This window comes from Cedecea davisae, assembly GCF_044095835.1.
Lineage (GTDB): Bacteria > Pseudomonadota > Gammaproteobacteria > Enterobacterales > Enterobacteriaceae > Cedecea > Cedecea davisae.
Genome location: NZ_CP172054.1, coordinates 3,017,269 through 3,029,308 on the forward strand (window position 1 = coordinate 3,017,269; position 12,040 = coordinate 3,029,308).

A 12,040-nucleotide genomic window follows, 5' to 3' on the forward strand; every position below is an offset into this window, starting at 1 on the left:
CGCATTATCATAACGCGTGGAAACTGTTTGATGATGACTTTGCCAAATAAAACTCTGGCCTGGGATGTGGCCGCGCAGTGCTTCCTCAATTCCCTGGTCCGTGAAACCAACGACTGGCGTCTTACCGAAAGCCAGCCAGCCGAACTAATTATCCCGCTGGGTGAACAGCAAGCTCTGCACTTTAAAGTGGCTTATTTCTCTCCCACCCAGCATCACCGCTTTGAATTTCCGGCCCGCCTGGTTAACGCTACCGGCAGCCAGCCGGTTGATTTTGCCACTCTCTCCCAGCTTATTGTCGATAAACTCCAGCACCAGCAAATGCTCCCGGCCACCGGCTGCGAGGCGTTTTATCAGCGCGTGATGGAAAGCCATGCCCATACTCAGCAGGCAATTGACTCCCGCCACGACTGGAGCGGGCTGCGCGAGCAGGCGTTGAACTTTGGCGAGGCGGAGCAGGCATTATTGGTCGGCCATGCCTTCCACCCTGCGCCTAAGTCTCACGAACCCTTTAATCAACAGGAAGCCGAGCGCTATCTGCCGGACTTCGCCCCGCACTTCCCGCTGCGCTGGTTTGCGGTCGATAAGGCCCAGCTGGCGGGCGAAAGCCTGCACCTTAATTTGCAGCAGCGTCTGACGCGCTTTGCCGCTGAAAATGCTCCGCAGTTGCTGAACGAGTTAAGCGATAATCAGTGGCTGTTCCCGCTGCATCCGTGGCAGGCGGAGTACCTGCTGGAGCAGGAATGGTGCCAGCAATTAGTCGCCAGAAATCTGATAAAAGATTTAGGCGAAGCCGGTGCGCCATGGCTGCCAACCACCTCTTCCCGCTCGCTTTACTGCGCCACCAGCCGCGACATGATTAAGTTTTCCCTGAGCGTGCGCCTGACCAACTCGGTGCGCACCTTATCGGTGAAAGAAGTGAAGCGCGGAATGCGCCTGGCCCGCCTGGCACAAACCGAACGCTGGCAGGATTTGCAGGCGCGCTTCCCGACCTTCCGCGTGATGCAGGAAGACGGCTGGGCCGGGCTGAGAGATTTGCACGGCAATATTATGGAAGAGAGCCTGTTCGCCCTGCGTGAGAACCTGCTGGTTGAACAGCCGCAGAGCCAGACCAACGTTCTGGTCTCCCTGACCCAGTCTGCGCCGGACGGCGGCGATTCACTGCTGGTTGCCGCGGTTAAACGCCTTAGCACTCGCCTGAATATTACCGAGCAGCAGGCTGCCCATGCCTGGGTTGAAGCCTACTGCCGGCAGGTACTGAAGCCGCTGTTTACCGCCGAAGCGGATTACGGCCTGGTGCTGCTGGCCCACCAGCAAAATATTCTGGTCGAAATGCAGCAGGACTTACCGATAGGCCTTATCTACCGTGACTGCCAGGGCAGCGCGTTTATGCCGCATGCCGCAGGCTGGCTGGACACCATCGGCGAGGCTCAGGCGGAGAACGTCTTTAGCCGCGAGCAGCTGCTGCGCTATTTCCCTTATTACCTGCTGGTCAACTCCACTTTTGCGGTTACCGCCGCGCTGGGTGCTGCCGGGCTGGATAGCGAAGCTAACCTGATGGCCCGCGTGCGCGACTCGCTCAGCGCCGTGCGTGACCAGGTGACTCATAAAACCTGCCTCGACTACGTGCTGGAAAGCACGCACTGGAATGTGAAGGGCAACTTCTTCTGCTACCTGCACGACCACAACGAAAACACCATCGTCGATCCTTCGGTTATCTACTTTGATTTCGTGAATCCGCTGCTGGCTCAGGAGGGCTGAATGTTTCAGGCAACTATCGTTCACGGCGGGCACGGCCTGCGCTGCGAAAAGCTCGCTAAACCGCTGAACATCGGCTGGGGTCAGGATAACAGCGCCGTTCTGCACTGGCCCGGCCTGCTGCCGGACGGCTGGCTGCGCGACGCGCTGGACCAGATGTTTATTGCCGCGCCTCAGCTTTCAGCCATCGTGCTGCCTTACGCCGAATGGCGCGAGGAGCCGCAGGCCCTGGTGCTCTTCGACTATCTGAAAAGCGATATCGTACATCGCGCGGCCTTCTGGCAGCTGCCTCTGTGGCTCAGTACCCCGGCGAAACGCGCTTCCGGCGAGATGGTATTTGATGCCGAACGCGAGATTTATTTCCCGCAGCGCCCGGCTCGCCCGGAAGGCGAAGTTTACCGTCGCTACGATCCAAAAGTCCGCAAGACGCTGAGCTTCCGCGTTGCCGACCCGGCGCTTGATGCAGAGCGCTTTACGCGCTGGATGAACGATCCCCGCGTCGAGTATTTCTGGGAGCAAAGCGGCTCGCTGGAGCTGCAAACCGCCTATCTCGAACGCCAGCTTACCGGCACACACGCCTTCCCGCTGATCGGCTGCTTTGACGACCAGCCGTTCAGCTATTTCGAAATTTACTGGGCGCCGGAAGACCGCATTGGTCGCCACTACGCCTGGCAGCCGTTTGACCGCGGCCTGCATCTTCTGGTCGGCGAGCAGCAGTGGCGCGGCGCGCACTATGTGCAGAGCTGGCTGCGCGGGCTGACCCATTACCTGCTGCTGGACGAGCCGCGTACCCAACGCACCGTGCTGGAGCCGCGCGCCGACAACCAGCGCCTGTTCCGCCATCTGGAGCCTGCGGGCTACGCGACTATCAAAGAGTTCGACTTCCCGCATAAGCGTTCGCGCCTGGTGATGGCTAACCGGGATAACTTCTTCAACGAGGTGGGCCTGTAATGAATCGCAAGGATTGGGATTTTGTAAACCGCCAGCTGGTGGCAAAAATGCTGGCCGAGCTGGAGTATGAGCAGGTTTTCCAGGCCGAATCTCAGGGCGATAACCGCTACTGCATCGGCCTGCCCGGTGCAGAGTGGCACTTCAGCGCCGAGCGCGGGATCTGGGGCTGGCTGTGGATTGACGCGCAAACCCTGCGCTGTGCGGACGAACCGGCACTGGCCCAAACCCTGCTGATGCAGCTCAAGCCGGTGCTCTCGATGAGCGATGCCACCGTCGCCGAGCATATGCAGGATCTGTACGCCACGCTGCTTGGCGACCTGCAATTGCTTAACGCCCGCCGGGGCATGAGCGCCAGCGAGCTTATCGCCCTGGACCCGGATCGCCTACAATGCCTGCTGAGCGGCCACCCGAAGTTCGCCTTCAACAAGGGCCGCCGCGGCTGGGGTAAAGAGGCGCTGGAGCGTTACGCCCCGGAGTACGCCAACACCTTCCGCCTGCACTGGCTGGCGGTAAAGCGCGACCATATGGTGTGGCGCTGCGACAGCGAGCTGGATATTCAGCAACTGCTTAGCGCCGCGATGGACCCGCAGGAGTTTGCCCGCTTTAACCAGGCCTGGCAGGAGAATGGCCTGGACGATAGCTGGCTGCCGCTGCCGGTTCATCCGTGGCAATGGCAGCAGAAAATTGCCCTTGATTTCGTTGCTGATCTGGCCGAAGGCAAGATGATTTCCCTCGGGGAATTTGGCGACCAATGGCTGGCCCAGCAGTCGCTGCGTACTCTGACCAACGCCAGCCGCCAGGGAGGGCTGGATATCAAGCTGCCGCTGACCATCTACAACACCTCCTGCTATCGCGGTATTCCCGGCAAATACATTGCCGCCGGGCCGCTGGCCTCGCGCTGGCTTCAGAGCGTCTTCGCCACGGACGACACGCTCAGGCAAACCGGAGCCGTCATCCTCGGTGAGCCCGCTGCGGGCTACGTTTCCCATGAAGGCTACGCCGCGCTGGCTCAGGCCCCCTACCGCTACCAGGAAATGCTGGGCGTTATCTGGCGTGAAAACCCGAGCCGCTGGCTGAAGCAGGACGAAACCCCGATCCTGATGGCGACCCTGATGGAGTGCGACGAAAATAATCGGCCTCTGATTGGGGCGTATATCGCCCAGTCAGGCCTGGATGCTGAAACCTGGCTCAGCCAGATGTTCCGTGCGGTAGTTGTGCCGCTTTATCACCTGCTCTGCCGCTACGGCGTAGCGCTGATTGCCCACGGGCAAAATATTACCCTCGCCATGAAAGATGGCGTGCCGCAGCGCGTCCTGCTGAAAGATTTTCAGGGCGATATGCGTCTGGTGAAGGATGAGTTCCCGGAGATGGACTCCCTGCCTCAGGAAGTGCGGGACGTTACCGCCCGCCTGAGCGCCGATTACTTAATTCATGATTTGCAGACCGGCCACTTTGTTACGGTACTGCGCTTTGTTTCGCCGCTTATGGCCCGCCTCGGCGTGCCGGAGAGACGTTTTTACCAACTGCTGGCCGCAGTGTTGAGTGATTACATGCAGCAACATCCGCAAATGTCGGCGCGCTTTGCGCTTTTCTCACTCTTTAAGCCACAAATCATCCGCGTTGTGCTGAACCCGGTAAAACTGACCTGGCCTGACCAGGACGGAGGCAGCCGCATGCTGCCGAATTACCTCGAGGATCTGCAAAACCCATTGTGGCTGGTAACCAGGGATTGAATTATGACAAACACTGTTGATTTTATTGGCGTAGGTATCGGCCCGTTTAACCTGAGCATTGCGGCGCTGTCACACGAAGCAGAGGGATTTAGCAGCCGGTTTTTCGACAGCCGTCCCGACTTTGCCTGGCACCCCGGCATGCTGGTGCCGGACTGCCATATGCAGACCATGTTCCTGAAAGACCTGGTCAGCGCCGTGGCACCCACCAGCCCGTTCAGCTTTGTGAACTACCTTGTGAAGCGCAAGAAATTCTACCGCTTCCTGACTACCGAGCTGCGCACCGTCTCGCGCGACGAGTTTTCCGACTACCTGCGCTGGGCCGCAGAAGGCATGAACAACCTGCACTTTAACCAGACGGTAGAGCGCGTTGATTTTGACGAGCGCCGCCAGCTGTTTGTGGTGCAAACCGGCCAGGGCGAAACCCTCGCCCGCAATATCTGCCTCGGCATAGGCAAGCAGCCGCACCTGCCGCCGTGCGTGAAAACCGCCACTCCAACCTGCTTCCACGCCAGCGAAATGAGCCTGCGCCTGCCGAACCTGAACGGCAAACGCGTAACGGTTGTCGGCGGCGGGCAAAGCGGTGCCGACCTGTTCCTGAACGCCTTCCGAGGCGCATGGGGAGAAGTGGCCGAAGTTAACTGGGTTTCACGCCGCAATAACTTCAACGCCCTGGATGAAGCGGCATTTGCCAACGAATACTTCACGCCGGAATACGTTTCAGGCTTTGTTGGCCTGGATGAGAAAGCGCGCCAGAAAATGCTGGATGAGCAGAAGATGACCTCCGACGGCATCACCGCCGACTCGCTGCTGACCATCTACCGCGAGCTGTATCACCGCTTCGAAGTACAGGGCCTGCCGCGTAACGCGCGCCTGCTGCCAAGCCGTTCTGTGACCGGCCTTGAGAGCCGCGGCCAGGGCTGGCAGCTACTGCTGGAGCACCATCTGGATAAGGGCTACGACACGCTCGACAGCGACGTGGTTATCTTCGCTACCGGCTACCGCCCGACCCTGCCGCAGATGCTCTCCCCGCTGATGCCGAAAATGGCGATGCGCGACGAGTGCAACTTCCGGGTACGTGACGACTTTACGCTGGAGTGGGATGGCCCGAAAGAAAACAGCATCTTTGCGGTTAACGCCAGTATGCAAACGCACGGCATTGCCGAGCCTCAGCTGAGCCTAATGGCCTGGCGCTCCGCCCGTATTCTGAATCGCGCACTGGGGCGTGATTTGTTCGATCTCAGTACGCCGCCAGCGTTGATCCAATGGCGCAGCGGCAGCCGGGAAAAACCGCAGCAGAATGCTGCTTCTTTAACACACTACACAGCATCTTTGGGGTGATTTTTTAAACCCCGTTGAAGGAACAATGATGATAACCAAAAAGCACACACTTTGGGCGCTCAACCCGCTACTTCTCGCCATGATAGCGCCGGCGGTTGCCCAGCAAAATAGCGACGAGACGATGGTGGTTTCCGCCAACCGCAGCAACCGCACCGTCGCTGAAATGGCCCAAACCACCTGGGTGATTGAGAAAACCGAACTGGAGCAGCAGATCCAGGGCGGCAAAGAGCTTAAAGACGCGCTGGCCCAGCTGATCCCAGGCCTGGACGTCAGCAGCCAGAGCCGTACTAACTATGGCATGAACGTCCGTGGCCGCCCGCTGGTCGTGCTGATTGACGGCGTACGCCTCAATTCATCGCGCACCGACAGCCGCCAGCTGGACTCTATCGATCCGTTCAATATCGAACATATTGAAGTGATTTCCGGCGCAACGTCGCTGTACGGCGGCGGCAGCACCGGCGGCCTTATCAACATCGTGACCAAAAAAGGCCAGCCGGAAACCCAGATGGAGTTTGAGGCAGGCACCAAAAGCGGCTTTAACAGCAGCAAAGATCATGATGAGCGTATCGCCAGCGCCATCTCCGGTGGCAACGAGCATATCTCCGGCCGTATGTCGGTGGCGTATCAGAAATTTGGTGGCTGGTATGACGGTAACGGCGATGCCACCCTGCTCGATAACACCCAGACCGGCCTGCAATACTCCGACCGCCTGGACGTAATGGGCACCGGCACGCTGAATATCGATGAAACCCAGCAGCTGCAATTAATTACCCAGTATTACAAAAGCCAGGGCGACGACGATTACGGCCTGAATCTCGGGAAAAACTTCTCGGCAATTAGCGGCAGCAGCTCGCCGTATGTGAGCAAGGGCCTGAATTCCGACCGTATTCCGGGCACCGAGCGTCACCTGATTAGCATGCAGTATTCTAATAGCGATTTCCTCGGCCAGGAGCTGGTAGGCCAGGTTTACTATCGCGACGAATCGCTGATGTTCTATCCGTTCCCGACCGTAGACGCGAATAAAAAAGCGACTGCTTTCTCTTCCTCTCAGCAGGATACCGATCAGTACGGTGCAAAGCTGACGCTGAACAGCAAGCCGCTGGACGGCTGGCAGCTGACCTACGGTCTGGACGCCGACCATGAACGCTTTACCTCTAACCAGATGTTCTTCGATCTGGCCCAGGCAAGCGCTTCCGGCGGCCTGAACAACCAAAAAATCTTTACCACCGGCCGTTATCCGGGCTACGACATCAGCAATCTGGCTGCATTCCTGCAATCCAGCTATGACATCAACGAAATCTTTACCCTGAGCGGCGGCGTGCGTTACCAGTACACCGAGAACAAAGTCGATGATTTTATCGGCTTCGCCCAGCAGCAGCAGATTGCCTCCGGCAAAGTGAAGTCTGCCGACGCGATTCCTGGCGGCTCCACCGATTACGACAACTTCTTGTTTAACGCCGGGCTGCTGATGCACATCACCGAGCGCCAGCAGGCCTGGGTAAACTTCTCCCAGGGCGTTGAGCTGCCGGACCCGGGCAAGTACTACGGCCGCGGAACCTATGGCGCAGCGGTTAACGGCCACCTGCCGCTGACCAATAGCGTGAACGTGAGTGCCAGCAAGTTGCAGGGCGTGAAGGTTGACTCTTATGAGCTGGGCTGGCGTTACACCGGCGATAACCTGCGTACTCAGATTGCGGCTTACTACTCGCTGTCCGATAAAAGCGTGCTGGCGAATAAAGACCTGACCATTAGCGTAGTTGACGATAAACGCCGTATTTACGGCGTTGAAGGCGCGGTGGATTACTTTATTCCCGATACCAACTGGAGCACCGGCGCAAACTTTAACGTGCTGAAAACCGAGTCTAAAGTGAACGGTAGCTGGCAGAAATATGATGTGAAAGTTGCCAGCCCATCGAAAGCAACCGCTTATATCGGCTGGGCGCCGGACCCGTGGAGCCTGCGCGTTCAAAGCACCACGTCCTTCAACGTAAGCGATGCCGCTGGATACAGCATTGATGGCTACACTACCGTTGATTTACTCGGCAGCTACCAGCTTCCGGTGGGTAAACTTAGCCTTAGCGTAGAAAACCTCTTCGACCGCGACTACACCACGGTCTGGGGCCAGCGCGCACCTCTGTATTACAGCCCGGGCTATGGCCCTGCTTCGCTGTATGACTACAAAGGCCGCGGCCGCACCTTCGGTATGAACTACTCCGTTCAGTTCTAAAACCGCGCTGACTTGCCCGGCATTTGTCGGGCAAGTTCACATGCTTACTCTTCCTCACATATTAACCCTCGACCGCCGGCAAATAGTCTTTTAAAAATAAGGGCTATTTAACGCTATTTATTTTTCAGAGGGCGTCATGAATATTGGTTTTATCGGCGTGGGCAGCGTCATTGAAACGGCCTATCTCCCGGCGATCCGCCGTCTCGCTCGCCACGACGTTGTTTGTTATGGCTTCGACCCCGCACCGCGTTACTGCTCTGAATTCATTACCTTCCTGCCCTCTTTAGGGCAGCTGCTTGCTCAGCAATTAGACCTGGTGTTTATCACCACCTCTTCTCTCCAGCACTTACCGATGCTGAAAAGCGTGCTGCAACAGAGCGCCCTGCCCGTGGTGGTGGAAAAGCCCGTGGCCGCAACGCTTGAACAGCTGGAGGAGTTAGCGCAGCTCTTAAGCGACCCGGCAACGGCAGGCCGCGTCCTGGCGCTGGATCACTGGATGGTAAGAACCGATGCGGCGCAGTTTATCCCCCGCCTGGAAGAGATAGACCGTATCGAAGGCTTTTTGCTGGAGCCAAGCGGCTTTAACCCGGCTGGAGAACCCATTGCGCTGAATTTTGCTACCGGCGAGGCCGACACCCGCATACTGCGCCACCCGGACGGCGTGATTGTTGATATCGGTACTCATGTGCTGGCGATGATGCGGGAAACGCTAATGCTGGCAGGAGCGGATGAGTCGCTCAGCCTTGAGTTGTTACTGGCAAAAGACAGGCTCGGCAATAATATTGCCTCCGGAGACGTCACTACCGCCGAAGGCCAGGCGCTACTGCGCGGCGAGCTGGGCGGTATTCCCTGCGTATTGCAGCTAAATAAATACGCAGGCCCCGCTGGCGGGCAGAAAGGTATCAATATCGTGCTGAAAGATGGCCGGACTATCAGCGCTGACCGGCGCGGCAGCGAAGAGAAAATCATCATTAACGATGAAATTGTTCTCGATGCCAGCGGCCCGCTTTACGACCGCTGCCTGGGAGAAGTGATTTTTGGCGTAGCCACGCTATTTGCCCGCTCTCCTCAGGCCGTTGCGGATTTCACCCGGCGCAGAATTCACGAGGTCAGGGCTTTACTGACTCTCCAGCAGCAGCTGCGTGGTACGCATTAAACGAAAAAACCCGCCTTTAACCAGCGGGTTTTTCCTCTCAACAATTCATCAGGCTTTATTCAGCACCAGCTGGCCTTTACCGTCGAGCGGGATTTGCGTGCCGGGATCTTTATCCATGCGGATTTTCCCCTGCTGATCGCCAATCTTGTAGGTTACGTCGTAGCCGAGCATTTTTTCTGATTTGCCGTACACGGTCTTACAGCGCTGCTGCGTCGTGGTGTAGGTATCGCCGTCCTGCATCGCGCCCTGGACCTGGTTACCGGCGTAACCGCCGCCCAATGCCCCGACTACGGTAGCAACATCTTTGCCACGGCCGCCGCCGAACTGGTGGCCCAGCACGCCGCCCGCTACCGCACCCAGCGCAGAGCCGAGAATGCGGTTCTCATCCTGAACCGGTTTACGGTGCGTCACGGCCACATTCCGACATTCCTGACGCGGCGTTTTTACCGTTTCCTTGATTGGCGTGGCGGAAACCACCTGTGCGTACTGGGGGCCGCTATTAAATACGTTAAGACTGGCGACCGCGGCTACACCCAGCGCAGCGGCCACGCCAATACCAATACCCGCTAACATTGATTTATTCACAGGACATCCTCCTGACCTTGTTGTTAACCTAATTTTGCACTCAGGTGACGGGTTTGAGAAATCAGACTGCGGATGAAAAGTGCGGGATAATGCGGTGAAACTTCGTGTTTAAGACAACTCTGAGGCGCGGGTTCGGAATATGCCGAATTTTATGCTGATACAGCCAATAAAAAACCCGGCACGATGGCCGGGTTTGCGGGAAAAATAAATCTTAGTGCAGCTTCAGGCGCGGGCGGATCACGCGGTTGATACTGCCAACCAGCATCATCAGGCCGGTCTTGAAGTAGCCGTGGAGCGCAATCTGATGCATGCGGTAAAGCGAGATGTAGACGAAGCGAGCGATGCGCCCTTCTACCATCATCGAACCGCGCATCAGGTTACCCATCAGGCTGCCCACGGTGGAGAATTTAGACAACGAAACCAGCGAGCCGTGATCTTTATAGCTGTACGCCTTCAGCGGCTGGCCTTTCATCTGCGCCAGAATGTTGGTCAGGGCGCGGGAAGCCATCTGATGAGCAGCCTGGGCGCGCGGAGGCACAAAACCGCCTTCCGGACGGGCGCAGGATGCACAGTCGCCGATAGCATAAATATCCGGGTCACGGGTAGTTTGCAGCGTAGGCTCAACCACCAGCTGGTTGATGCGGTTGGTTTCCAGGCCGCCGATATCTTTCAGGAAATCAGGCGCTTTAATTCCCGCAGCCCAGACCATCAGATCCGCTTCGATAAACTCGCCGTCTTTGGTGTTCAGGCCGTGAGCTTCGGCGCTGGTGACCATAGTTTGGGTCAGCACACGCACGCCAAGCTTGGTCAGTTCGCTGTGGGCTGCTGCGGAAATACGCGGCGGCAGCGCAGGCAGAATACGTTCCCCGGCTTCAACCAGCGTCACATTCAGCGCTTCATTAGTCAGCCCTTTGTAGCCGTAGCTGTGCAGCTGTTTCACCGCGTTATGCAGCTCGGCAGACAGCTCAACGCCCGTTGCCCCGCCGCCGACGATGGCAATATTCACTTTGCCGCTCGCGCCAAGGTTAGCGGAGTATTTCAGGAACAGGTTCAGCATCTCGGAGTGGAAACGACGAGCCTGGTGCGGGTTGTCGAGGAAGATGCAGTTGTCCTTCACGCCCGGCGTGTTGAAGTCGTTGGAAGTGCTCCCCAGCGCCATCACCAGCGTGTCGTAAGGCACTTTACGCTCGGGAACCAGCAGCTCGCCCTTCTCGTCGCGCAGTTCGGCGATGGTCAGCGTTTTGCTTTCGCGGTTGATGTCGACCACCGAACCCAGCTGGAACTGGAAGTGGTGGTTGCGGGCGTGCGCCAGGTAGCTGAGCGCATCCACGCCTTCATCCAGAGAGCCGGTGGCAACTTCATGCAGCAGAGGCTTCCACAGATGGCTGTGGTTGCGGTCGACCAGGGTGATTTTGGCTTTTTTGCCGCGCCCCAGTTTTTTACCCAGCTGAGTCGCAAGCTCCAGACCACCTGCTCCACCGCCGACAATCACTATTTTTTTCAATGGCGTAGTCAACTTGACCCCCTAAAATATTAACCAATTGTTAACTAAAAGTTATCTAAATAACCTTTAGTTAACAAAGGGTTAGTTCAGTAAAATTGCTGAACTTTATCGAGAATAACATGAAGGGTGCATTGGTCATACCAAAATTGATGTACATCAATTTTTTATGCCGAAAAGATAAACAAAAAGGCCAGCCGCCTGGCTGACCTCTGTTTTTGACCGGCGAAGACGGGGAAATTAGCCGAGGGTTTTAAAGGCTTTAATGCGCTGAAGATGCGGAGATATGTTCTTGAATTTATGGGTTTGCTGCTCGTCCCAGACTATCTCATAGTAGCGATGCAGAGCTTCGGCGCTGCGTTTGTTATCCAGCGCTTCGTCATTACGCGAGAGGATAGCCAGGCAGCGGTCGCGGTTTTTCTCGCGGAAGTTCTGCACGCATTTGGTGGTGATATCCGCATACTCTTCCGGGCGGTCTATTTTCCCTTCCATGTTTTCATGCGGATAGAGATTCGGGTTGAAAATCACCTGCCGCATATCGCACAGAAAACCGATGCGCTCTGCCCAGAAGCCACCCAGCCCCACGCCGCAGATCAGCGGCCGCTCATCGTCGGTGAGCTGCTGCATTTTATCCACTTCTTTGAGCAGGTGCTGCATGTCATGTTTCGGGTGCAGCGTGCTGTAGCTGATAAGCCGAACATCCGGGTCAATAAACTGAAGCTGGAGCACTTTTTCATGGTTACCGGGACTGTTTGAGTCAAAACCGTGTAAATAGATAATCATCGCATCCTCAC

General features: G+C 57.2%; 9 protein-coding genes. 6 read left to right on the top strand and 3 right to left on the bottom strand.

From position 1 onward, the window contains the following. The first annotated feature begins 33 nt into the window (after positions 1 to 33). The 6 genes from iucA to ACG1VR_RS14480 all read left to right on the top strand — a co-directional run bounded on the left by iucA (position 34) and on the right by ACG1VR_RS14480 (position 9,160). On the top strand, positions 34 to 1,758 hold the full coding sequence (gene iucA, locus ACG1VR_RS14455; protein WP_395491114.1) for an aerobactin synthase IucA: 1,725 nt from the start codon (positions 34 to 36) through the stop codon (positions 1,756 to 1,758). Further along, a complete protein-coding gene (gene iucB, locus ACG1VR_RS14460; protein WP_395489152.1) occupies positions 1,759 to 2,706 on the top strand; it encodes a N(6)-hydroxylysine O-acetyltransferase in 948 nt (315 codons plus the stop codon). Then, complete coding sequence (gene iucC, locus ACG1VR_RS14465; RefSeq protein WP_395489153.1) at positions 2,706 to 4,439, top strand: aerobactin synthase IucC; 1,734 nt, start codon at positions 2,706 to 2,708, stop codon at positions 4,437 to 4,439. The genes iucB and iucC overlap by 1 nt, the downstream gene beginning before the upstream one ends. A 3-nt stretch (positions 4,440 to 4,442) precedes the next feature. Then, entirely contained in the window at positions 4,443 to 5,777 is a 1,335-nt protein-coding gene (iucD, locus tag ACG1VR_RS14470) for an NADPH-dependent L-lysine N(6)-monooxygenase (RefSeq protein ID WP_395489154.1), read from the top strand. 25 nt (positions 5,778 to 5,802) lie between these two features. Next, positions 5,803 to 8,004, top strand: coding sequence for a ferric aerobactin receptor IutA (gene iutA / locus ACG1VR_RS14475; protein ID WP_395489155.1), 2,202 nt, complete (start codon positions 5,803 to 5,805; stop codon positions 8,002 to 8,004). A gap of 136 nt (positions 8,005 to 8,140) precedes the next feature. Continuing rightward, positions 8,141 to 9,160 carry a Gfo/Idh/MocA family oxidoreductase gene (locus tag ACG1VR_RS14480; RefSeq protein WP_395489156.1) on the top strand — a complete coding sequence of 340 codons (1,020 nt, stop codon included), beginning with the start codon at positions 8,141 to 8,143 and terminating at the stop codon, positions 9,158 to 9,160. A 48-nt stretch (positions 9,161 to 9,208) separates the two neighbouring features. Here the strand turns inward: ACG1VR_RS14480 and ACG1VR_RS14485 are convergent, their stop codons facing one another. From ACG1VR_RS14485 to ycfP, 3 genes are all read right to left on the bottom strand, one after another. Next, complete coding sequence (locus ACG1VR_RS14485; protein ID WP_395489157.1) at positions 9,209 to 9,745, bottom strand: glycine zipper 2TM domain-containing protein; 537 nt, start codon at positions 9,743 to 9,745, stop codon at positions 9,209 to 9,211. Positions 9,746 to 9,956: 211 nt separating this feature from the next. Further along, positions 9,957 to 11,261 carry an NAD(P)/FAD-dependent oxidoreductase gene (locus tag ACG1VR_RS14490; RefSeq protein ID WP_039898090.1) on the bottom strand — a complete coding sequence of 435 codons (1,305 nt, stop codon included), beginning with the start codon at positions 11,259 to 11,261 and terminating at the stop codon, positions 9,957 to 9,959. A 225-nt stretch (positions 11,262 to 11,486) separates the two neighbouring features. Next, positions 11,487 to 12,029: an alpha/beta hydrolase YcfP gene (gene ycfP / locus ACG1VR_RS14495; protein ID WP_279044620.1), complete on the bottom strand. Its 543-nt coding sequence runs from the start codon at positions 12,027 to 12,029 to the stop codon at positions 11,487 to 11,489. Positions 12,030 to 12,040: the final 11 nt, after the last annotated feature.